The sequence below is a fragment of the Pseudoalteromonas aquimarina genome (assembly GCF_049257255.1).
GTDB lineage: Bacteria > Pseudomonadota > Gammaproteobacteria > Enterobacterales > Alteromonadaceae > Pseudoalteromonas.
In genome coordinates this window covers 35,906-59,689 of sequence record NZ_JBMMUG010000004.1, presented here as the reverse complement: position 1 = coordinate 59,689, position 23,784 = coordinate 35,906, and the positions used below count along the sequence as shown (strand labels likewise).

The 23,784-nt window shown below is 39.8% G+C and carries 21 protein-coding genes and 1 pseudogene; 5 read left to right on the top strand and 17 right to left on the bottom strand.

Features of this window, described 5'->3' with window-relative positions:
* Positions 1 to 80: 80 nt before the first annotated feature.
* Positions 81 to 1,043 (bottom strand): alpha/beta fold hydrolase, encoded by a 963-nt coding sequence (locus AAEU29_RS11045; RefSeq protein ID WP_421973386.1) that lies wholly within the window; start codon positions 1,041 to 1,043, stop codon positions 81 to 83.
* 171 nt (positions 1,044 to 1,214) lie between these two features.
* Here AAEU29_RS11045 and AAEU29_RS11040 point away from each other — a divergent pair, with 171 nt between their 5' ends.
* Positions 1,215 to 2,114: a LysR family transcriptional regulator gene (locus AAEU29_RS11040; protein WP_421973385.1), complete on the top strand. Its 900-nt coding sequence runs from the start codon at positions 1,215 to 1,217 to the stop codon at positions 2,112 to 2,114.
* A gap of 438 nt (positions 2,115 to 2,552) precedes the next feature.
* Here AAEU29_RS11040 and AAEU29_RS11035 read toward each other — a convergent pair.
* Positions 2,553 to 3,599: pseudogene (locus AAEU29_RS11035) on the bottom strand (transposase).
* Positions 3,600 to 3,709: 110 nt separating this feature from the next.
* On the bottom strand, positions 3,710 to 4,684 hold the full coding sequence (locus tag AAEU29_RS11030) for a transposase (RefSeq protein WP_421973384.1): 975 nt from the start codon (positions 4,682 to 4,684) through the stop codon (positions 3,710 to 3,712).
* Between the two features lie 149 nt (positions 4,685 to 4,833).
* Between AAEU29_RS11030 and AAEU29_RS11025 the strand changes: the two genes are divergently transcribed.
* Positions 4,834 to 5,259, top strand: a complete 426-nt coding sequence (locus AAEU29_RS11025; protein ID WP_421973794.1) for an SMI1/KNR4 family protein — start codon at positions 4,834 to 4,836, stop codon at positions 5,257 to 5,259.
* A 197-nt stretch (positions 5,260 to 5,456) separates the two neighbouring features.
* Here AAEU29_RS11025 and AAEU29_RS11020 read toward each other — a convergent pair whose 3' ends face one another.
* Entirely contained in the window at positions 5,457 to 6,338 is an 882-nt protein-coding gene (locus AAEU29_RS11020; RefSeq protein ID WP_421973383.1) for a nuclease-related domain-containing protein, read from the bottom strand.
* A gap of 462 nt (positions 6,339 to 6,800) precedes the next feature.
* Entirely contained in the window at positions 6,801 to 7,775 is a 975-nt protein-coding gene (locus AAEU29_RS11015; protein WP_421973382.1) for a transposase, read from the bottom strand.
* Positions 7,776 to 7,844: 69 nt separating this feature from the next.
* Between AAEU29_RS11015 and AAEU29_RS11010 the strand changes: the two genes are divergently transcribed.
* Positions 7,845 to 8,432, top strand: a complete 588-nt coding sequence (locus tag AAEU29_RS11010; RefSeq protein ID WP_421973381.1) for an outer membrane beta-barrel protein — start codon at positions 7,845 to 7,847, stop codon at positions 8,430 to 8,432.
* 493 nt (positions 8,433 to 8,925) lie between these two features.
* Here AAEU29_RS11010 and AAEU29_RS11005 read toward each other — a convergent pair whose 3' ends face one another.
* The 9 genes from AAEU29_RS11005 to AAEU29_RS10965 all read right to left on the bottom strand — a co-directional run bounded on the left by AAEU29_RS11005 (position 8,926) and on the right by AAEU29_RS10965 (position 18,165).
* Positions 8,926 to 9,402 carry a hypothetical protein gene (locus AAEU29_RS11005; RefSeq protein WP_421973380.1) on the bottom strand — a complete coding sequence of 159 codons (477 nt, stop codon included), beginning with the start codon at positions 9,400 to 9,402 and terminating at the stop codon, positions 8,926 to 8,928.
* Positions 9,402 to 10,088, bottom strand: coding sequence for a hypothetical protein (locus AAEU29_RS11000; protein WP_421973379.1), 687 nt, complete (start codon positions 10,086 to 10,088; stop codon positions 9,402 to 9,404). Before AAEU29_RS11000 ends, AAEU29_RS11005 begins: the two co-directional genes overlap by 1 nt.
* Positions 10,089 to 10,463: 375 nt before the next feature.
* A complete protein-coding gene (locus tag AAEU29_RS10995) occupies positions 10,464 to 11,003 on the bottom strand; it encodes a hypothetical protein (RefSeq protein WP_421973378.1) in 540 nt (179 codons plus the stop codon).
* Entirely contained in the window at positions 11,000 to 11,953 is a 954-nt protein-coding gene (locus AAEU29_RS10990) for a hypothetical protein (protein ID WP_138631186.1), read from the bottom strand. The genes AAEU29_RS10995 and AAEU29_RS10990 overlap by 4 nt, the downstream gene beginning before the upstream one ends.
* 403 nt (positions 11,954 to 12,356) lie before the next feature.
* Complete coding sequence (locus AAEU29_RS10985) at positions 12,357 to 12,545, bottom strand: hypothetical protein (RefSeq protein ID WP_421973377.1); 189 nt, start codon at positions 12,543 to 12,545, stop codon at positions 12,357 to 12,359.
* A 109-nt stretch (positions 12,546 to 12,654) separates the two neighbouring features.
* Positions 12,655 to 15,549, bottom strand: coding sequence for an aminomethyl-transferring glycine dehydrogenase (gene gcvP, locus AAEU29_RS10980; RefSeq protein WP_421973376.1), 2,895 nt, complete (start codon positions 15,547 to 15,549; stop codon positions 12,655 to 12,657).
* 244 nt (positions 15,550 to 15,793) lie between these two features.
* Entirely contained in the window at positions 15,794 to 16,183 is a 390-nt protein-coding gene (gene gcvH / locus AAEU29_RS10975; RefSeq protein ID WP_010558681.1) for a glycine cleavage system protein GcvH, read from the bottom strand.
* Between the two features lie 52 nt (positions 16,184 to 16,235).
* Positions 16,236 to 17,318 carry a glycine cleavage system aminomethyltransferase GcvT gene (gene gcvT, locus AAEU29_RS10970; protein ID WP_421973375.1) on the bottom strand — a complete coding sequence of 361 codons (1,083 nt, stop codon included), beginning with the start codon at positions 17,316 to 17,318 and terminating at the stop codon, positions 16,236 to 16,238.
* A gap of 250 nt (positions 17,319 to 17,568) precedes the next feature.
* Positions 17,569 to 18,165 carry an aminomethyltransferase family protein gene (locus tag AAEU29_RS10965; protein WP_421973374.1) on the bottom strand — a complete coding sequence of 199 codons (597 nt, stop codon included), beginning with the start codon at positions 18,163 to 18,165 and terminating at the stop codon, positions 17,569 to 17,571.
* A 141-nt stretch (positions 18,166 to 18,306) separates the two neighbouring features.
* Between AAEU29_RS10965 and AAEU29_RS10960 the strand changes: the two genes are divergently transcribed.
* Complete coding sequence (locus AAEU29_RS10960) at positions 18,307 to 19,149, top strand: LysR family transcriptional regulator (protein ID WP_372771467.1); 843 nt, start codon at positions 18,307 to 18,309, stop codon at positions 19,147 to 19,149.
* A gap of 129 nt (positions 19,150 to 19,278) precedes the next feature.
* Here the strand turns inward: AAEU29_RS10960 and AAEU29_RS10955 are convergent, their stop codons facing one another.
* From AAEU29_RS10955 to AAEU29_RS10945, 3 genes are read right to left on the bottom strand one after another with little or no spacing between them, the layout of a single operon-like run.
* Entirely contained in the window at positions 19,279 to 20,064 is a 786-nt protein-coding gene (locus AAEU29_RS10955) for a class I SAM-dependent methyltransferase (protein ID WP_421973373.1), read from the bottom strand.
* Positions 20,065 to 20,097: 33 nt separating this feature from the next.
* Positions 20,098 to 21,444: an NTP/NDP exchange transporter gene (locus tag AAEU29_RS10950; protein ID WP_421973372.1), complete on the bottom strand. Its 1,347-nt coding sequence runs from the start codon at positions 21,442 to 21,444 to the stop codon at positions 20,098 to 20,100.
* Positions 21,445 to 21,459: 15 nt separating this feature from the next.
* Positions 21,460 to 22,443, bottom strand: a complete 984-nt coding sequence (locus AAEU29_RS10945; protein ID WP_421973371.1) for an SDR family oxidoreductase — start codon at positions 22,441 to 22,443, stop codon at positions 21,460 to 21,462.
* 242 nt (positions 22,444 to 22,685) lie between these two features.
* Here AAEU29_RS10945 and AAEU29_RS10940 point away from each other — a divergent pair, with 242 nt between their 5' ends.
* Positions 22,686 to 23,783 (top strand): sensor histidine kinase, encoded by a 1,098-nt coding sequence (locus tag AAEU29_RS10940; RefSeq protein ID WP_421973370.1) that lies wholly within the window; start codon positions 22,686 to 22,688, stop codon positions 23,781 to 23,783.
* Position 23,784: the final 1 nt, after the last annotated feature.

The following is a 23,784-nucleotide window of genomic DNA, read 5'->3' as shown; positions in this document are numbered from 1 at the left end:
AAACTAATTCAAATTAGAGTGGGTGTCTTTGTAATTTTTGTAATTTTTCTTTTGTAATTTTCTTATTACTAAAAACTGTATTAGTTGATATTTTCTTGCATGAAATCCTTAATCTTGTTTGCAATGAAGTCACCATCTTCTTCGAGCGCAAAGTGTCCTGTGTCGAGAATATGAAACTCAAGATTCTTTAGGTCTCGTTTATAAGGGTGAGCACCTTCTTCAGGGAAGATATAGTCACCTTTACCCCAAACAAGCAATGTTGGTGGCTGATGTTCTCTAAAGTAAGCTTGCCACTGCGGGTATAAAGGAACGTTGGTACTGTACGAGTGGAATAATTCAAGTTGGATATCTTTGTTACCCGGTCTATCAAGCTTTGCTTGGTCTACAATCCAGTTATCTGGGCTGATCAAGGCTTTATTACGCGCGCCATTTGTATATTGCCACTCGGTTGCTTCAATTGTTAGTAAGTTATCTCGGAGTACTTGTGCATTTTCAGGCGTTTTATCTTTCCAGTAAGCTTTTATTGGTTGCCAGAACTCGCGCAGTCCTTCGTCATAGGCATTTCCGTTTTGAATCACTAAACCGCTGACACGTTCAGGGTGAGCTGAAGCAATGCGAAAACCAATTGGTGCACCATAATCCATCACATAAAGTGTGTATTTCTCAAGTCCTTTTTTTTGTAAAAATTGATCCGTAATACGCGCTAAGTTTTCAAAGCTGTACTCAAACTCTTTAAGTGATGGCATTGAGCTATTACCAAAACCAGGATAGTCCGGCGCAATAACATGATAGTTTTTTGCAAGTTCAGGGATGAGGTTACGGTACATGTGAGACGATGTTGGAAACCCATGTAATAACACAATTGTTGGTGCAGAGGTGTTCCCAGCTTCGCGATAAAAGATTTGTTGAGACTCTACTTCTAAGTACTTATGCTGTGTTTTTGCCAGCACCTCACCTTGTATACCAAAAGCAAGTGTTATTGCAGCGCAAAGCGAGCTAGCTTGTTTGATAAGTGCATTTTTAGTTGTCGGGTTTAAACTCATTTTAGTTTCCTTAATTCATCTATTTGCCAAATCAATACCAACAAAGTTGGTGTTATCTATTACTTTCGAATGCCGTATGTTTCGAATGAGTGTATTTTCTAGATAATCGCTTTATTGATAAACAGGGACAATATAGAATCACTGTCAACAAAACATTGACAATAAGAGAATATGGACACGTTAGAAGGCATGAAAACCGTTATTGCGGTGATTGAAACGGGCTCATTTACAGCGGCAAGTGAACGTTTGTCTATGTCAAAAGCATTAGTGAGTAAGTATGTTGGGCAAGTAGAAAAACAGTTAAATATTCGATTATTTAATCGCACAACCCGCAAGTTAACAATTACGGATGCAGGTAAGGCCTATTATCAGCATGCCTTAAATTTAATCGAACAGTATGAGGCACTGGTTGATACAGTGACTGAATCACAATCTTCACCTTCAGGTAAATTGCGTATTAGCGCACCTATTGCGTTTGGTGAAATTGTGTTGGCTCCAATGTTGCCTAAATTTTTACGTTTATACCCTCGCTTAGAAGTAGAATTACATTTAAGCAATCGACCTGTAGATATGATTGAAGAGGGAGTTGATGTGCGCTTACGAATTGGGGATGTCAGTGATTCTAATTTAATAGCTAGGGAAATTGGCCGATTTGAATTGATGCTTGTTGCTTCGCCTAGTTATCTCGCTGAAAAAGGGACTCCAAAAGACTACTTAGATTTATCAACACATGATTGCATCATTGATAGTAACTATAGAATTGCTCAAAACTGGCCGATAAAAACAGAAGATGGGCAGCAGTACACTATTACCGTAAAAAAAGCGGTGGCAGCAAATAGCCCAAGCGCTGTGACGGCATTGGCAATTGCTGGCGCAGGTATCGCGTTGACTCCCTCATTTATTGCCAAAAAAGCAATTTCTGATGGTAAGCTTCAACGTGTTTTACCCAATTATTATATTGATGAATTTACACTTACAGCGCTTTACCCACATAGAAACTATCTGGCCAAAAAAGTGCGCTGTTTCTTAGATTTTATCCTTGTTGAATATCAAAACACAGACCTTAGATAAATACAAAGTAAAAGGGATCGCTCACTAGTTTGTTGACCCCAATGATTGATAAAAGTTATCAAAGACACCCACCTTAAAAGTTATCAAAGACACCCACCTTAATTTTGATTACTCGGTTAACCGAGCAAATAGAAACACTTCAACAAATGACGCTTCGATTTCATTGTCAAAATTGAAGATTCGACGCGGTTTGATATTAATAAATGCGGATTTTAAAATGAGTTATCAAAGACACCCATCTTAATTTTGATTACTCGGTTAACCGAGCAAATAGAAACACTCCAATAAATGTCGCTTCGATTTCATTGTCAAAATTGAAGATTCGACGCGGTTTGATATTAATAAATAGGGATTTTATGTAGAAATCTTAATAACAGGCAATGCCATACTAAACGTCACTGCCTGTAAGGGAGGTGCCACTCTTGAGTGGTAAGATAATTAAGCAAGTAATTTATGCGCATTCGCCAAATTAGGTCGTCGTTTCTTTTCTAGGTGCTCGCAGTAATCAATTAAATGTTCTGGTTTGCCGACTGCACCATGAAACGCTTTGGTAAATTGCGTAGTGAGCTTTAGCCAATTTTCAGGTGTTATTGATAAACGGGTTAATAACTGAGGTGTGTCGCTTGGGATTGCACCGCGTTTATCCTCTCGAAGAATACGCCCCGTTAGCTCAACAAGTTCTAAGTAACTTTTTAGTTCAAACGGCAATCCCTTTGGCATGTGCTTTCTGGGGTTGCCGATAAACTTCATCAGTGGTTTTGGTTGTTTACCTGATAACGCTGATTTTATTCTTTGTTGAATGCTGGTGTATTCTGAACCCTCTGGTGTATTTGCAATCTTTGCACGTATTGGGTTTAGGTCAACGTATGCCATACAGGCTGCAAGTGCGGCTTCATCTAGTAATGCTTGGGATTTGAAGCGACCTTCCCACAAACTTTTAGGGAAAAAGTTTGAATGCCGCTAGGCAGCCCGAAGGGTGAGCGCCATGGATGGCAGCGAATACAATCTACCAGTGCAGTTATCTTCAAAATTAGCTTTACGCGCAATATCTTCATTGAGTACGCGCATAAACCAGCTAATATCCATTAGCCGATTGCGGAAAACGTGAGTCATTTCATCAAGTGTAAATTGCTCAGATGGGTTTAGCCGCTCACCAGATAGGTATTTTTGCGTAAGCAAATTACCCTTAAACAATTTATGCCAACGAATAATGATGGCTTTTTGCTTTAACCGCTTTGCTTTTTTCTCATCAACACACAATACAATATGAGTGTGATTGCTCATTACTGCATAAGCACAAACATCAATACAAAACACCTTGGTCAATTCAAGTAATTTATCTTCAACCCAAGCTCTTCTGTGCTCAAACGATTGCCCTGTCACTTTATCTTCGCCACATAAAAAGGCACGCCTTACGCAACGCGAAATACAATGATAGAAAGGTGTATCAACCAGACTGATTTGTTGTTTTCTTGGAACCGCCATGACTTCTCATCCTTAAGAAGTGTTACTTACCCTAAACATAGAAAAACACCCAAACTAAATCAAATTAGAGTGGGTGTCTTTGTAATTTCATTCTCTTGAGGGTAAGATAATTAAGCAAGTAATTTTATAGCATTGGCCACATTAGGTCGTCGTTTCTTTTCTAAGTGCTCGCAGTAGTCAATTAAATGTTCTGGTTTGCCGACTGCACCATGAAACGCTTTGGTAAATTGAGTAGTGAGCTTTAGCCAATTCTCAGGGGTGATTGATAAACGGGTTAATAACTGAGGTGTGTTGCTTGGAATTACACCGCGTTTATCCTCTCGAAGAATACGCCCTGTTAGCTCAACAAGTTCTAAGTAACTTTTTAGTTCAAACGGCAATCCCTTTGGCATGTGCTTTCTTGGGTTGCCAATAAATTTCATAAGTGTTTTTGGTTGTTTACCTGTTAACGCTGCTTTTATTCTTTGTTGAATGCTTGTGTATTCTGAGCCCTCTGGTGTGTTTGCAATCTTTGCTCGTATTGGATTTAGGTCAACGTATGCCATACAGGCTGCAAGTGCTGCTTCATCGAGTAAGGCTTGTGATTTAAAGCGCCCTTCCCAAAACCTACCAGTGCAGTTATCTTCAAAATTAGCTTTTCGCGCAATATCTTCATTCAGTACTCGCATAAACCAGCTAATATCCATTAGCCGATTGCGGAAAACTTGGGTCATTTCATCGAGTGTAAATTGCTCAGATTGGTTTAGCTGCTCACCAGATAGGTATTTTTGCGAAAGCAAATTACCCTTAAACAATTTATGCCAACGAATAATGATGGCTTTTTGCTTTAATCGCTTTGCTTTTTTCTCATCGACACACAATACAATGTGAGTGTGATTGCTCATTACGGCATAAGCACAAACATCAATACAAAACACCTTGGTCAACTCAAGTAGCTTACCTTCAACCCAAGCCCGTCGATGCTCAAACGACTGCCCAGTGACTTTATCTTCGCCACACAAAAAGGCACGCCTTACGCAACGTGAAATACAATGATAGAAAGGAGTATCAACCAGACTAATTTGTTGTTTTCTTGGAACCGCCATGACTTCTCATCCTTAAGAAGTGGTACTTAGCCTAAACATAGAAAAACACCCAAACTAAATCAAATTAGAGTGGGTGTCTTTGTAATTTCTTTGGTGATGAAGACAGTTCAGGTGAAAGGCTAAAGCTTTCAGAGCAGCAAGTAGAACAGATTCAACTATTATTTACTAAATTACATCAACTTGAAAAAGAAACTTATAATTGGGACGAAATTTCATGTGAGTTATACAGCGACGGCACATACAAATTTGAACGAAAATTCTTTAACTTTAACCGCTACTTAACATCTTTCCCAAAAGGTTGCATTAAACCCATCTACTACAACGTAGGCTGGCTACCATTGATAAAAGATCACGGTGGTAATTTTATTGGCATCGATTTAGACCCAGACGAAAAAGGCACCGCAGGACAGGTCATTGTTTACGGTAGAGATGATACTGATATGTTTGTTGTTGCAAACTCTTGGACTGAGTTTCTAGATTTTAATATTGCACTAATTAAAGCCAAGCCGAATGAATTGCTGTATGACGGGCATCTTCATGATTTATATAGAGAGATGATTGTTCCATCTAACTAAATAGCAGCAAATGAGAAACATCCAATGTAGCTGCTTATGGGGTCAGTAGCTGGCTACATTAGCTAATTAAAATCATAAAAACACCCAAACTAAAACAAATTAGAGTGGGTGTCTGTGTTATATTTCTTGTTATTTCTGATGGTGCCACACATAGAGAGAGTGGGTGTCTTTGTTATTGTTTGTTATTGGATTCATGGTTAATTTTCAGAAGTACATCTTTGTACTATCTGATAACAAATCTGTGAAACTTCTTCGCTTGTTAGAGAAGAACTTTGCATTGAAGTTAAAGCACTTGGTAATTGTTTATGATTCACAATTGGAAAAGGTGGTTTAGACTTTAGCTCCACCCACCATCCTGGAAAAGTCAGTACTGGGGTAGTGTTTAGATGTTTGATACCTGTAGACTTAACTAACCAATCGTTGACCCACTTTGCTTGACGTTCCGCTTGTTCAATTGGTTTATTTTCAACCCATGATGGAAAATGTAATATTCCTTTTTGGAAAACCAATTTATAGTCTTTCTGGCCATTATTACTATCAGAGGTTCTTTTGTGTCTACCTTTAGTTTCAATAGCAAAAATACCCTGCGTACCAACTGCAAGATGATCAATATTAAAATTATCTGCTTGCACGTCATGAAATATTTGAAAACCTTTGGCTTGAAGCTTTACAAGTTCACCAGCAACAGCCAATTCCGCATCTCTTCCCAGCTTTAGTAGAATTAATTTTTTAACATGTTTATGGGCTTTGAACACTGCGTAAATTAAAGAAATAAAAATCCCAAACCCAGCTCCAAGCGCCAATGGAGAACTAAAATTGGCGTGTTTCACGCCCAATATAATAAATGGAAGTGATACGATCGCTGAAGTGACACCTGCAAGACCAAGAATTTCGGCACCTGTATCAGCAATTTCTTGATTTAATTTCTGAGCGGGTAAACGAGTCAGGCTTGAGCGTTTTAAGGGTAATCGATTGCGCTTTTGGTGAAAATACAAGGTACAAAAAAGCACGCCTAAAATGATATAAATTCCACCGGCAGCTACCAGAACTGCAATACCATTAGTTTCCCAATCTGACATAAGTCCATTTATCATATAATTTTATATGGGTAGAGTTTAATTCAGAAGCCAATTCAGAATCAATTGATAGAACGATTATGTAAATGGAATCAAGGACTCAGCCCCGATTGGTTTTGTTATAAATCTAACCAAACCGTTTTATTGGCAGTGCACAAAAGAATACCGAGAGTACCGAGCGAGAGGAGTACCGAGGACACCCACTTTAATTTTCCACCAGAGTACGAGTACCGAGAGGGGACACCCACTTTAATTTTCTAATTGCTCGGTTGACCGAGTAATTAGAACCACTCCAACAAATGGCACTGTGATTTCACCATCTGAAATTGAAAGATTGAAGCCGTTTTATATCAATAGTAAATAGTTTTATGTATTAATCTTATCGGGAGGTAATATTTCCCCATAGACCTTTACCTTTTTTGGCGGGCATTTTTATTTACGATATTGGTTGGATTTAGCGATTAATTAAGCAAGTAATTTGTGCGCATTCGCCAAATTAGGTCGTCGCTTCTTTTCTAGGTGCTCGCAGTAATCAAGTAAATGTTCTGGTTTGCCGACTGCACCATGAAACGCTTTGGTAAATTGAGTAGTGAGCTTTAGCCAATTTTCAGGGGTGATTGATAAACGGGTTAATAACTGAGGTGTGTCGCTTGGGATTGCACCGCGTTTATCCTCTCTAAGAATACGTCCCGTTAGCTCAACAAGTTCTAAGTAACTTTTTAGTTCAAACGGCAATCCCTTTGGCATGTGCTTTCTTGGGTTGCCAATAAATTTCATAAGTGGTTTTGGTTGTTTACCTGTTAACGCTGATTTTATTCTTTGTTGAATGCTAGTGTATTCTGAACCCTCAGGTGTGTTTGCAATCCTTGCTCGTATTGGATTTAAGTCAACGTATGCCATACAGGCTGCAAGTGCTGCTTCATCCAGTAATGCTTGGGATTTAAAGCGGCCTTCCCAGAAGCGGCCAGTACAGTTATCTTCAAAATTAGCTTTACGCGCAATATCTTCATTGAGCACTCGCATAAACCAGCTAATATCCATTAGCCGATTGCGGAAAACGTGAGTCATTTCATCAAGTGTAAATTGCTCAGATGGGTTTAGCCGCTCACCAGATAGGTATTTTTGCGTAAGCAAATTACCCTTAAACAATTTATGCCAACGAATAATGATGGCTTTTTGCTTTAACCGCTTTGCTTTTTTCTCATCAACACACAATACAATATGAGTGTGATTGCTCATTACTGCATAAGCACAAACATCAATACAAAACACCTTGGTCAATTCAAGTAATTTATCTTCAACCCAAGCTCTTCTGTGCTCAAACGATTGCCCTGTCACTTTATCTTCGCCACATAAAAAGGCACGCCTTACGCAACGCGAAATACAATGATAGAAAGGTGTATCAACCAGACTGATTTGTTGTTTTCTTGGAACCGCCATGACTTCTCATCCTTAAGAAGTGTTACTTACCCTAAACATAGAAAAACACCCAAACTAAATCAAATTAGAGTGGGTGTCTTTGTAATTTTTGTTTCAGCGCTAGCAAATGGCATTTATTTAGGCGCAGCCTATAACAACCAAAAACTTTCTCCAAATGAAGCTGATGCCGGTTCTTTCAGCGTTAAAACTGTTGACCTAGTTGCTGGTTATCAAGTAAACCAATACTTCACTGTAGAAGCTAGCTTTGTTGTTTCTTCAAACGATGATTTGTTTGAAGAAGAAGATACATACTATTTCACCCAAGAGTATGTAGACATCGACAGCCAATGGTCACTTAAAGCCAAAGGCACTTACCCTATAAGCGATTCATTTAGCGTATTTGCTTATGCTTCGTATCTAGACACAGAAATTAAAGGTGAATTTGTAGAGTTCCTGTTAGACGAAAATGGTGCAACTACGGGCGTATCGTCTCGAGGTACGTTTGCATTTTCAGATTCTGGTGCGGGTTTTGGTTTAGGTGCACAATATAACTTTAATGAAAACTGGGCAGTTTATGCAGATTACAGCTTACACCCTGATTTCGAAATCAAAGTTGGAGAAAGCAGCGCTAAAATTGATCACGATTCATTTTCATTCGGCGTGACTTACAAGTTCTAATCTTTAAAAAGAGCGGATCACCCGCTCTTTTTATATTGCTTCAATATCTTTGCTATTAGCTGTTTGTGCATTTTCGATGATTTTTATGGGCTATCTATGCTATAGCTCAAGCTCTAATCAGATGGCCAAATTTGTTGAACACTATAGTTCTCATCCTTAAGAAGTATTACTTACCCTAAACATACAAAACACCCAAACTAAATCAAATTAGAGTGGGTGTCTTTGTTATTTCTTATTTCTTATTTCTTGCCAAAGAACTTAGTTTGGGCACATCAATTTACCAAAGAGGCCAATCACGGTAACAACCCCTACAAGTCTATTCCCACACCAGTAGCCGAATATTCAGCGTTTAAACAACAGCCTTAACAGCTAGGTGTTTCTATTAAAGTGGGTGATGAGACAAGTCAAAAGCATCAGCCATTTATTCTAGCTAATCACACATGAATGGAATCAGAATTCAAAATCAACGACTCTGCCCCATTGATTATAAACTTTATAACTCTGGCAAATTATTTTCATAGGGTTTACCAGTAAACTCTGCCATATTTTTGCACACATTTAACGCTATACCTCGTTCTTTAGGGTTTGCCACCGCAACATGAGTGCCATCGTTTAAAACCATATAAACACGGTACGTCTGAGTTGATGCTTGAGCAGTCATCGCTCTAAAGCCCTTTATGTCTGTGAGGCGATAAACACGGTCGAAAATGGTGTATAGATTACTCGCCTTAAGCTGAATTGTTTGTGAGCTTAAATTTATACGACAAATATAGCCGCCAAACACACCAATCCAGCCCAGCCAACAAAAAAAACCTGACACCCAAATCGGTAATGACCTGGCAGAACCAGAACCTAACACACTTGCAATACCAACAAGTAAAAACACTAAGCTCAGCAATCTTAACAATAACTTAGCAATACCAGTAACACGATAAACCGCTTCATCATTAGATAGTTTCTGAAAGTACATCAAAACACTCCGTACTTAACCAATGCTCCGAGCACGGTAAACAAGAAAAAGGGCAGTGAAAACTTAATGATTGATTTACTATCCCATATTTCAATATACACATCGCGTTTATTACTGAGTGTTTCAGTTTGGCCAAGTGGCGTAATGTCAGCGGCCTTTATATTATCAAAGCAAAGTGGGGTTTTGTTCGGCCAATTTGAGATGTTTTCTGTTACAGGTAACTTATAGTGCGCAGACAAAAACGCCAATAAAGCGTAAGCATCTTGGTAGTCATCTAACACATATTTTTGTTCTGCCAACATTATTTGATAAGGGCCTTTCGTTCCAAGGCTGGTTAATTCGCATGTCAGCGCATTAAAAGGTGCTATCGCACTTCGTTTTTGAAAAAAATGCCAAAGGGATGTTGATAAATAAACTTGTTGGGTAGTGCTATCAAACTCCAATAATCGTTTTCGACTGAATAGCAACAATGAAATGCTACAAAAGAATATAGCCGAAATGATAAAAGCGATTACGCTTGTTTGATTCAATGCAATTGCCATCACCACACTCGTAATACCGGGTACAAGCGCAAGCAAAGCAAATAATTTCGAGGACATTTGACTTCTTGATGGCAAGGTAACATTGCCATTTGCCGTTATTTTTAGCAAGCGTCTAACCAATTTGGGCAGAGTTTGATAGTCCATTATTTCAACCTTTAAAATTGAGACGGAAGACCCTGATACTTGTCTCAAAGATAAACAGAGCCAGCTTAATACCAGCAAAGATTATCATAAACAGTGCGTTAACTGGTTAAAAAATTGCTAAGCACAATTAACCTACTTTACACAAAGTAGGTTAAGTAATTAACTAACGCGATAAAATATTATGCTGAAATCAGGTTACTTAACCTCTCACCATACAAGCGAGCGAGAAGCGTCGCCAACGCGAGTTTATTAGGAATGTAATAACAAAGATCAGACGCTACAGGCAAAGCTCTAAGCTCAAACAAATCTCCACGCGCCACATCAGATTGGAGTGGGTGTCTTTGTTATTTCTTATTTCTTGTTGATACATACATTTTATTTGGGTTCTTCGGCCTCTAAATAACTAAACCATGTATCCAGATTGTTTTTTATAAGCATTAAGGAATGAGTCAATAAACTAGTGGCTAATATACAAAAATACAAGCATAAGACAGTAGTAAATGTATGTTCAAATAAACCTAATGTTAGCTGTAAAACTGCCGCAAAAATGGAAACAATGATTGAATAAAAAAGGTAATCACTCAGTTCTTTTAATGGTCCGTAAACTGTAATTTCTGTCTTACGTTTCTTAGCTAACACAACACCTTTTCTATATTCTTTGTTGTCATAGACTTTTTCTTTCATAGTTACGACGATAAAAGTCTTCAAGGATAATAAAAAACCACCAAGGGCTAAAAAGCCAGCAAACAAATGTCCTCTTAAATGCTCCGCATAAAACTTATTAAACTCTTTTATATCGCTACAATAAAAATCTATGAAACCTTTTCCATTACAAACTAAGTTAACAAATAGTAAGTAAATTAATACTGTAAAAATAAAAGAGAAAATAACATTTCTAAGTAATATTAAATTCATTGCTCAACACATGTTCTAAAAATGTGCGCATATTCATCGCTTTCATATGTATTTATCATCTCTTGGATAAATGAATGAGTTTCAAAACTAGATACTTTTAAACCGTCAAGCTTAGAAGCTACTTCGTCGTATTCCTCTAAGTGAAAACAATCAGGTATATCAAATAATCTTATAGCTTCTGTTTCACCTTCATATGTAAGAGCTACAACACGCCCCTTATTAATACTTTTATCTAGAACGAAGTTCTTTATACCCTTTGCAACCTCTTTAAGTGGATTTGATTTTACAAAGGTAATTTTCTCCCTTTTGTGTTTTACATATTTTGAAAGTGGTGTTGCTCTTTTTACGTCGTCTTCAAGATAAGAGTACTCAAACTCAAACGACTTGATTTCAGCATATTCTTTTAAAATTTCTTCTAACTTCTCTTTACGTACTAGAGGAGTGAAACTTAATGTTGCTTTATACCTCAAATTTATATTTTTTTTCTCAGATTTCTTTAACTCTCTCGATTTTGCCAATTCTAATGTATCTATTTCTGATTCAATTTTTACTCTACGTAATCTATTAAAGTAGCTTTTCAAATAACTACCAAATACATTCATTGAACATGAGTTGTGATAGTGTTGATATAAACCTAAACCATTTGATTTATTGATTATAAAGAAATTAAAGTCTAGAAACTTGTCCTTGCCTGTTAAATTATCTACTTGAATTGTAAAGCCTTCCGAGTTAGGTGCAGCTTTACAAAACTTTTTCTGATTCTTAACAGTAACAACTAAACCAACGTAGTATTTTTTGCATGTGCTTTCGTTAGCATATAAGTGTCGAACATTACTTTTTGATTCATCTACAACACCTTCTGGAGTAGATAAAAATTCAAACAAATCCCGAATACTAATGTCTCGCTGTTCTGTCGAACTTATTTTAAAACCTAAATACTTTACTTCCATTTCAACTTCCTATCTGAGCACTAAAATTAAACTAATTCTGAACACTTTTTACCTGAAACATAAGATACTGACTTTGCTCCTTTGTCCAACTTTCGACACGAAATGCAGTAGCTTTGATAACCTTCCGGATTCCTTTTTGTAATTCTCGCCGAAGTTTTTCCAAATGACTCAGGATATTTATGAAATACGTGCTCATTAGCTGATGTTGCTGAGCAATTTGGACATGATTTATATTTTTTATTTGAGTTACGATCTCTCCTTCTTATCATTCCATTAGAAAGAGCAGCGTTGCAGCAAGTACATAGCATTTTAGAATCCTTTTAAAATAAAGTTATAAAGCGATACCTTAAGTTGACCCGTTAGATTATTTATAGTCAGGTTCATTTTTTCAATTAAAGTATCTTTAATCCCTCTTTGATGCCCTAGGCGGAATGATTAAATCTTCACTAATCAGTTGATCATATAGTTTTTTTGCTCTATCGATAGCTACGGACTCATCAGCATAATTCTCTGGATTTGAATGCATGGCAGAATAAATTCGAGCTGATGTTTCAATGATAAAGTTTTGCTCTTGTTCTAAAGTAAATTCCAAAATTTTTTTCCTATACAAACATTATTTAATTTACTCTACCCCAATTCCCCCCATAAAAAAAGCAGCCATTAGGCTGCTTTTTATTACATTCTATAACTAAATCAGTTAATTACGCATCATCACGATACGTATCAACCGCAGGGCAAGAACAGATCAAGTTACGGTCACCGAACACGTCATCGATACGTGTTACTGTTGGCCAGAACTTGTCTTTTGCTACCGCTGGTACTGGGAATGCTGCGTAGAAGCGGTCGTATGCACGCTCCCACTCGTTACCTAGTACGTCAGCTTGCGTGTGCGGTGCAAATACTAATGGGTTGTTTTCTACTGTCCACTCGCCTGATTCAACTTTTGCAATTTCCTTACGGATTGAGATCATTGCTTCGATGAAACGATCAATCTCTACTTTGCTTTCTGATTCAGTTGGCTCAATCATTAGCGTGCCCGCTACTGGGAACGACATTGTTGGTGCGTGGAAACCGTAGTCCATTAAGCGTTTTGCTACGTCCATTTCAGAAATGCCTGAGCTTTCTTTAAGTGGGCGTAAGTCAACAATACACTCGTGCGCAACGCGGTTGTTTTGGCCGCGGTATAAAATTGGGTAGTGCTCGCTTAACTTTTCAGTTAGGTAGTTTGCATTCACAATCGCTGTTTCAGTTGCTTGCTTAAGGCCTTCAGAACCCATCATTGCAATGTATGCCCATGAAATAGGTAGAATTGCAGCTGAGCCGTAAGGTGCTGCTGATACTGCGCCGTTACCTTCAGTTGTACCCGGTACGTTAATAACGCTGTGGTTAGGCATAAATGGTGCAAGGTGCGATTTAACACCGATTGGACCAACACCTGGGCCACCGCCACCGTGTGGAATACAGAATGTTTTGTGAAGGTTAAGGTGCGACACGTCAGAACCGATAAAGCCTGGGCTAGTTACGCCAACCTGTGCGTTCATGTTCGCGCCGTCCATGTAAACTTGGCCGCCGTGCTGGTGAACGATGTCACAAATTTCCATGATTGTATCTTCAAATACACCGTGTGTAGACGGGTAAGTGATCATAATACAAGATAGGTTTTCGCTAACTTCTTCTGCTTTTGCTTTAAGGTCAGCAACGTCAACGTTACCTTGCTTATCACACTCAACAACCACAACTTTCATGCTTGCCATTTGTGCAGATGCAGGGTTAGTACCGTGTGCAGAGCTTGGGATTAAGCATACATTACGGTGACCTTCGCCACGTGACTCGTGGTATTTACGAATTGCGATAAGACCTGCGTATTCACCTTGTGCACCTGAGTTAGGCTGAAGTGATACTGCATCGTAACCTGTAATGTTTACTAACCAATCGTGTAACTCGTTAATCATTACTTGGTAACCTTCTGCTTGGTCTAGCGGGCAGAATGGGTGAAGGTTTGCAAACTCAGGCCAAGTGATTGGGATCATCTCAGCTGTCGCGTTTAGTTTCATAGTACATGAACCAAGCGAGATCATTGAGTGGTTAAGCGCTAAGTCTTTGTTCTCTAGGCGCTTGATATAACGCAGCATTTCAGTTTCGCTGTGGTAGCTGTTGAAATTAGGGTGCGTTAAGAATTCATCGTCACGTACTAGGCTTGCTGGAATACCCGTGATGTTGTCAGCAGTTACTTGTGCATCAAGTGCTGCAACGTCAAGGCCGTGGCCGGCGCCAAGGATGATGTCGAATAATTCAGCTACGTCTTCACGTGTTGTTGTTTCGTTCACAGAAACCGAGAACTCACCTGCGTGGTTAGTTGCAAAGTTAACTTCTGCTGCAAGTGCACGTGCAACAACTTCATCTTTATTGCTGGTTACTGTGATGGTGTCAAACCATGTGTCGTGCTTAAGCGTAACGCCTTTTGCTTTTAAGCCTGTTGCTAAAATGCTTGTGAAACGGTTAATGCGTGATGCGATTGTGCGTAGGCCTTCTGCACCGTGGTAAACCGCGTAAAACGCAGCCATGTTTGCAAGTAACACCTGCGCTGTACAAATGTTTGAGTTCGCTTTTTCACGGCGGATGTGCTGCTCACGCGTTTGCATCGCCATACGTAGTGCGTCGTTACCTAAACGGTCTTTAGAAACACCAATAATACGGCCAGGAAGTGAACGCTTGTATGCATCGCGTGTTGCGAAGAATGCCGCGTGAGGACCACCGTAACCCATTGGTACACCAAAGCGCTGTGCAGAACCTAATACTACGTCTGCGCCTAGTTTACCTGGTGCTTTAAGCAGTACTAATGACATGATGTCTGCTGCCACACAGGCAATTGCTTTTTTGCTTTGTACTTCAGCGATTAGGTCTTGTACGTCTACTACTTCACCTGTAGTGCTTGGGTATTGGAAAAGTGCACCGAAGATTTCGTGGTTTACTGCATCTGCTGCAGGGCCTACAACTACTTCAAAACCAAACTGCTCTGCACGTGTTGCTACAACGTCGATTGTTTGTGCATGTACGTCTTCAGCAATAAAGAAAAGGTTTGCTTTTTTCGCTTTAGATACGCGCTTTGCAAGTGCCATTGCTTCTGCAGCAGCAGTTGCTTCGTCAAGTAGTGACGCAGACGCAAGGTCAAGACCTGTTAAATCCATAGAAAGCGTTTGGAAGTTAAGCAGTGATTCTAAACGACCTTGTGCGATTTCTGGCTGGTATGGCGTGTACGCTGTGTACCAACCTGGGTTTTCTAACACGTTACGTAAAATTACGTTAGGTGTGTGCGTTGGGTGGTAGCCCTGACCAATGTAAGATTTGAAAATCTTATTTTTGCTCGCTACTGATTTTAAGTAGCTAAGTGTTTCAACTTCAGTGCGGCTTTCACCAATGCTAAGACCTTGCTCTAAACGAATACTTGCAGGCACGGTTTCGTTCATAAGCTCTTCAACACTTGATACGCCCAGCTCAGCTAACATTGCTGACATCTGGTTTGCGTCCGGACCGATATGGCGGCGGATAAAATCTTGCTTTTGCTCAAGTTGTTCAAGCGATTTTACGTTTGACATGTGTCTAACTTCCTATGGCATTTACATACACGACTAGCTAACAATACTGTGTGCTCAGTACGGTTAGGCAACCGCTCAAACAAACCTTTATAAACGGTATGAATGATTGGTTTTACTAATCAAAAATTTAATAAATATTTAAAATTTTTATCTTTAAATAAAAGATTTAAATATTTACTGAGTGTAAAAACATGAAAAGCTCCAAAATTGGAGCTTTTCATTCTACAAAAATCAATACGAAGAATTAGTCTTCATCGATCGAATTTTCGTAACCTTCTGCGTCTAGTAGGTTATCAAGTTCTGACTCGTCAGAAGCTTTGATTTTGAATAACCAACCGTCGCCGTAAGGGTCAGAGTTAACTGTCTCTGGAGAATCTTCAAGTTCTTCGTTGATTTCAACGATAGTACCTGAGATTGGTGCATAAATATCAGACGCTGCTTTTACAGATTCTGCTACTGCACAGTCTTCACCTGCATCTACTTCGTCGTCTACGTCTGGTAGGTCAACGAAAACCATATCACCTAATAGCTCTTGTGCGTGCTCAGAGATACCTACTGAGTAAACACCGTTACCTTCAGCGCGAACCCACTCGTGTGAAGATGCATATTTTAAATCGGCAGGGATATTGCTCATTCTTATAAATCCTTCGGTTGTTAAAAGGGGTATTACGACACCCCATATCGATTTAGATTACTGATTTACCATTACGTACAAAGCACGGCTTAACAACTTTAACGTCTACCAGCTTTTTACGCATTTCAACTTGTGCAGTTTCGCCAGTTGAACGTGGAACACGCGCAAGTGCAATACTGTGACCAAGTGTTGGTGAGAAGGTACCCGATGTAATTACACCTTCACCGCCTTCCACTATAACTTTAAGGCCAGCACGCAGTACACCTTTTTCTTCAAGTACTAAACCTACTAATTTGTCAGTACTTTGTTCTTCGCGCTGCTTAGCAACCACGTCACGACCGATAAAGTCACGATCTGCTGGTTCCCAAGCTAGTGTCCATGCCATGTTAGCTGCAAGTGGTGATACCGTTTCGTCCATATCTAGGCCGTAAAGGTTCATACCTGCTTCTAAACGTAGCGTGTCACGTGCACCAAGACCTGCTGGGCGAACACCTGCGTCTAAAAGTGCTTGCCATAGCGCCTCTGCACCGTCGTTATGAACTACGATTTCATAACCTTCTTCACCAGTATAGCCAGTTGTTGCGATAAATAAATCACCCGCTTGTACGCCAAAGAATGGTTTCATACCTTCAACTGCTGCTTGTTGTTCTGCATCAAGTACTTTAGCAGTTTTTTCTTTTGCGTTAGGGCCTTGTACCGCAATCATTGCAAACTCTGGACGCTCTGTAACTTCTACTTTGTAGTCAGCTGCAACCGCACCAATGTGTGCTAAGTCTTTTTCACGCGTTGCTGAGTTAACCACTAGGCGGTACTCAGTCTCAGTGAAGAAATAAATGATTAGGTCGTCAATTACACCGCCTTCGGCGTTAAGCATACCTGTGTATAACGCTTTACCTGCAACTTGTAGTTTTTCTACATCGTTAGCTACTAGTTTACGTAAGAAAGGTTTTGCATCTTCGCCTTTAACGTCAACGATTGTCATGTGTGACACGTCGAACATACCTGCGTCTTGACGAACAGCGTGGTGCTCTTCGATTTGTGAACCATAGTTGATTGGCATTTCCCAGCCGTGGAAATCAACCATTTTTGCACCCGCTTCAAGATGCTTGGCGTGTAATACAGTTTTTGAAGTCATAATATTCCTACACTTTCAAATCTACCCGCACAAGGTGCGGCGTGGCTTCAACAGGACAATTGTCCGGTTGAGGGAATAACATGGGCGGCGATTATACCGAAACAATATGGCTTTCGCACCCAGAAAAGTTATAAGTTTTACGCATTATGTAATTAATTTATTTCAATAATTTTTATTTATTAAATTGATTACAACGCTAAATATAAAATAGCGGTCAATCTAACCGCCATTAAGTTGGTTAAGCCTTTGCTTAAACTAGTAATTCTGCTTGCTCGCTAAAGCCTAGTGCAATAAATCGACTTTGCCATTTAGCGAGTTCGTCGCTTTTTGCGACAAGTTCAAAGCCCTTGTGGCTTTCTAAATGGGTTGCCGTTAAAAACACATTACCCGCTTGGCGCGCGTATCTTTGCTGCTCACCGGTTAAAATAATGCCCGGTGTTAGTGCAAATTCGCTTAATACCGTTTTAAAAGCATTATCACCACGCACTGCTAAAATGCGTAAGTCATTACGGGTGATCACATCAATATCGTGCGACTCTTCCCCTTCACTTAACGCAGCAACCAAAGCTGGCGCAATGTCGTTATCAACAAAAATACGAAACGCTAGTTCGGTAAAGTAGTAAAGCTCAAGCGCAATTTCATGGCCATTTACTTTTGCTATGCAACGAAGCCCCATTCCCGGCACAGTTAAATGACGTACATCACTGGAAATAAGTGTTTGTAAATACGGTAACGCAGCGCTGCCGGTTACATCAATAATGGTGCGATCGTTCATTTGCGCAATTTCGTTTGCGCCCGTGTATGCATTTTGATGGCTACCAAATAAGTGAGGCACTTGTGTTGTCATGCCCAATCTCCAGTGAAAATTAACAAGCAAAATTATGTTAGGCCACCTTGCAACAATCAAATTGTATTTTTTTATAAATTGATAAATAATACTAATCATCAAACAAAAATAAATTTCAAAATCTAATGTTTGGAGTGCTTTATGAAAAATATCCCTACTGATAGCTTGCGCACCTTAATTACTGTTGTTGAGGTTGGCGGTTTTGCCAAAGCGGGTGAATTGCTTGGTTTATCGCAACCTGCTGTAAGTTTGCAGATTAAGCGTTTAGAAGAGTTATTAGGTAACAAGCTGTTTAAAAAACAAGGCCAGCGCCAAGTACTTAACCAGCATGGGGAAATTTTAATGCCACTGGCAAAGCAGTTGCTTCAAGTAAACGACACTATTTTGCAAACCTTTAGCTCTGAGGTATTAGCAGGTAAAGTGCGTTTAGGTATTCCAAGCGAATTTGCAGCAACCGTATTGCCTGCCATTATTGGTGATTTTGTAAGCCTGTACCCTGATGTTGCCTTAGAGGTAAAGTCAGAGCTCAGTAAAAAGCTACGCCACAGCGATAACCGCGAACAATACGATTTAATATTGGCACTTCTCGAAGGCCCTGAGCAGTCTAAATACCCTATTTTTATGGATGATGAGTTAGTTTGGGTAGGTGATGTAAATAACATTAATACCGAAGTAGTTAACCTTATTGCTGCAGAAGAAGGCTGTATTTATCGCCGCCGTGCCATTGAAGCACTGGAAAAAGCAGGATTAAAATGGCGTATTGTGTATACCAATGCCGACCTTGCTGGCATTAGCGCCGCATTAAAAGAAAACCTAGGCATTACGGTACTTGCCAAACACACGGTACCAAACGATTTAAACTGGGCAAAATCCACAAGCCAATTACCAGAACTTGGCGAAGTGGGCATTAGCTTAATAAAACAAAGCGAAGAGTCGCACGCAGTTGATAAACTCGCTGAGTTTATTCAATTACGATTAAAGTAACGGCTAGTTACTTTAATCGAATAAGTACTCACCTTATAAAAAGTAAAAGTAATGCTGATGTACGGCATTACTTTTATATATGCACTTTTAATAACCACTATTAAATAAACACTCTTGCCAACGCAAATGTCACTCGGCTTTACCAAACTTTAAAATAAAACGACTGGTTTTACCTCGAATATCTTTCGCGAATACCGATTGTTCCAAATCATCGTTTGGGTTTTGCAAATAAAAGGCTTCTTCTTTTAAAACAAATCCCAGTGATTGCAGCTGATACTTCACTATATTTGCGTCAATTCGGTGTAAGTTATTTGCTGCTTCATAACCCGAACCCGCCTTAGCATGATGATCAATAATGATCAGCACGCCTTCTGGTTTAAGTAAGTTTTTTATATGGCTAAAGGCTTCTCGATAATCCACAACCTTATCGCGCATAATTTGCCGTTCACCATTGCGATTGCGATGGGTGAAAAATAAGTCGTGATAGTTAATGCCCATAAACGCAATATCAATGCTCGACGAAGGCAGCGGAATATCTTTTATTGCGACTTGGTCAAAGCGCATCATATTTTTTAGCGTTTGCCGCTTAGAGCGAGCCAACATCTCTTTTTTGCCAAAGCGCCAAGTAAGTCTATCGTTATGGGCATAGACTTTACCTTGCTCTCCCACAGCTCGGGCAAAAAGTTCGCTGTACCAACCGCCACCAGCGTAAATATCCAGTATGGTCTGCCCGCTGGCAAGGCCTGCAAAGCGCATTAGTTGGGCTGGCTTTCTATTTGCATCGTGCTGTTTATCAACATCTGAGCGATTAGGCTCTGTTAACAGTGTTTGTAATCGAGAGAGTGAGAGCGGTTCATAAGCAATACATGAAAAGCTCACACAAACCATCATCAGCATAAGGTATTTAACGTGCATCTTTTCTCCTTAAAAGTTTTTGGTTCACTCTCTTTAGGCATTCGAACGGCTTGCTGCTAATGGTGATAATTCAGCATTTGTAGCTTTCGATGAATGTGTACTCGCATAGCCTCTTCCGAGCAAAAAACCAAAAAACGCCCAAAGTGATGCGATACTCGCCCCCACCAGTGAGACTGCAAATAGTCCAAGTCCTAAGCCATCAGTTAACCCCGCGAATAACATGCCACTTACGGCATCGCCGCCGCGATAAACGGCTACATCAATTACAGGTTTTGCTTTAAAGCGTTCATCTACCGTTACTTGAGTAAACAGCATTTCTCTTGCAGGACGGGTAAGTGAGTAGTTACCTGCACGGCGCACAATTTGAATCAGCAAAATCACCATCACGCTTGGCGCAAATGCCAAAATCAATAAACCAGCCATCAACAAAAGTGGCACTAACGCCAAAGACAAGCCTAGCCCTGCCTTTTTAACCAAGCGCCCAGAGACAAAAAATGCCATAACAAAGGTCAGCACATTCACAAACCAATCAATGCTTGCCAATATTTGCGTGCGCTCTGCCCGCGAATACGGCGCCAGTAATTGTTTTTGTTCAAAGTAAATAAATGATCCAATAAATACATAGAGCAAAATAAATGCGGCAATACCTAACAGTTTTGGATTTGAAATAAGTGATTTAAACCCGCTTGCCCAGCCTTGCGCCAATGATGACGTTGTTGCATCAAAACTATGCTGCGTATTGTGTAGTTGCGTATGCTTTAAGTGGTAAATATATAAAGTCAGAGGCACCACCAGCATTAAGGCCGATGCGGCAATTAACATAAGCTGCCCTTCATCTAATACACTGCCAAAAAGTGACGGAATAGACGGGCCAATAATCGCCCCTGCACTTGCGCCAGCTGCGATTATGGGAAACAAACGCGCGCTTTGTTTTTGATTAAAGGTGTCGGACATAAAGCTCCAAAACACCGAAATATGAAATAAGCTAAATGCGCTCACCCACACATAAAAGGCTTTTTCAATCAAAACGGCGGAGGAAAATAGCGGCATTAACAAATAAAACGCGATAAAACTACCTGCGAATAAGCTATAAACGGTTGGCACTATGTACTTAAACTTGAGCTTATCTATCGCAAAGCCATAAGCCGAAACAATCACTAAGCTAATAACAAACTGCATATTCCATAAAAAACTCACCTCGCTATCGCTCCAGTCGCTGGCAAGGGCGTCTCGCACAGGGCGCAGCACAAAATACGCCGCCATTAAAATAAACGCCATAATAAATGCCGCGAGTGTGGCGCTTAACTCGTTCGATTTAACCTGCGACAAGGTGTTTAATAAACCTGAAATACTCAATTTACGTGTTTGGCTGGTCATCATTTAACTCCTTACACGCTACTGATTTGCTTTGTCGATTTCGTGCGACAGCCACGCCAACATCTGTTTTTTATCAAACGTAAACGCATGTGAGGCATTAAGCTCTGCTACTTTTTTGAGCGTGCTTTTAATTGGCATCATGGCCTCTTGCTCGTTGGGTACCACTAGGTAACGCAAATGGGGTGTTTCATCGAATAGGGCTTTCACAACTGCATTGGCTACATCATCCGGTGCTTTAAATTTGCTGCGATCAGGTTGTGTAAAGTTGGCAAATTTTTGGTATTCCGCAGCGTAAAGCGAATTAGTTGTATCACTGCCTTGTTGTTTCTGGCGTTTGTGCAGGTTTTTCATAATATTGGAATTGTAATTTCCAGGTGCAATAACACTGACTTTCACATCAAACTTACGCATTTCTGATGATAGCGCTTCGCTAAATGCTTCGATTGCGTGTTTTGTCATGCTGTAAGGGCCAAACATGGTGCTCGACATCAATCCTGAAATGGAACCGATATTGGCAATGCGCCCTTTATTTTCGATAATTAATGGCGCAAACGCCTTAGTGATTCGATATGGCCCCATTACATTTACGTTATCTTGAAAATGAATATCGCGCTCGGGGATTTCAATTAATGGGCCAAACACGGCAACCCCTGCATTATTAACAAGGCCATGAAGCTTTTTGCCCGATGCTTTAACTGTGTTTACTGCTGCATCGATATCTGACTGGATGGTTACATCCAACCGTATTGCTTGCACATTTGTAAGTTGGTTCAATGCATCGATGTCTTTTTGTTTTCGTGCGCCAGCAAATACAAAGTGCCCTTGGCGTGCTAACGTTTCAGTGATTGTTCGGCCAATGCCTGAACTTGCACCAGTCACCAAAATGGCTTTTTGGTTCTGCACTGTTACTGCCTTTGCATGTGATGCTTCAAGGGCGGCTTGTCTGTCATCAGCAAACGCGATGTGTGTGGTTAAAATTAAAAGGGTGATGAGTAAACGCATAATAATGTCCTGCTGTTAAAAGTAAGACTCAGTGTTATGGGTTTTCTTGCGCGTGGGTATTTACTCGACCAACCACTTACAATCAGCGATTAAATTGGTGATATGGGCGTTTTGATAAAAAAAGATAGAAAAGCTGTTTTCGTCGACAGTAACGATACGCTTGTCTACACACTAGCCCTTCGATTTATTATTGAGATATAGTGAATGCGATAACCCAGTAGATCCAGAGCTGCCAAACTAAGATGTTGAATGAACTAAATAAAGCAAACAATCCCATAACTGCGCTTAACAGCACACATATTTGGCTGTTAGCGTTTTGGATATTGGTGTTTTTACTGAATATGGGGCCGCACTGGGAAAACTACGCATCATTTAAAGAAATAATAGATACCATCGGCAGTATTGTGTTTGCGCAAGCCATTGTTGCATTTGTCACCTTAAAGTTCTTAGTGCCTAAGTTACTTGATAAAGACCAAACGCCCCTTTTTATCGCCGCGTTATTGGGTTTGCTTTTTCTTGGTGCGTACTGGGTGATTACAGTGCGCTATTTTTACATTGAACCGAGTTACCCAGAGACCTATCAAAATTTATGGTATGTTACACAGGATCAAGGTATTCAGTATCGTTTGTTTAGCTTTTGGGCATTTAAATACATTGTCTTTTCAAAAATGCCGCAACTGTTTTTTCCAACGGCGGTGTTAATGGCAAGGCTGTTTTATAAAAAACAAAGCTACATTTTGGAATTAAAAGAGCAAAAAAACTTAGCCGAATTAGCCGCTTTAAAAAACCAGCTAAACCCGCATTTTATTTTTAATACACTGAATAATTTGTATTTACTGGCACTGAAAAAGTCCGACCAAACACCGCTGGTAATTGAAAAACTGGCTGATATTTTAGATTACGTGGTATATCGCTGTAACGAGCGCTATGTGTCGCTTAATAGTGAAATTACACTTATTCAAAACTACCTTGATTTAGAGTGCATTCGTAAGTCAGATACGCTCAAAGTGAGCTTTTCTAGCAAGATAAATTATCCCCACACCATCGCCCCTTTGCTTTTATTAAACTTGGTGGAAAACGCCTGTAAACACAGCACCAGTAATGAACTTAATACCGCGTTTGTTGACATTGTATTAACTTCAAATCGTGATGCAATCACCTTTGAGGTTAAAAACTCAATCCCAGAGCACAGTGAAGCCATTAAAAACTCGCCCAGTGTGGGGTTAACCAATATGACCAAGCAATTGGAAATGCTCTACCCTAACGCATTTTCACTGACCATTGATCAAACAAAAGATAGTTATTTGGCTACCCTCACACTTAACATGGACACAAAGTAAG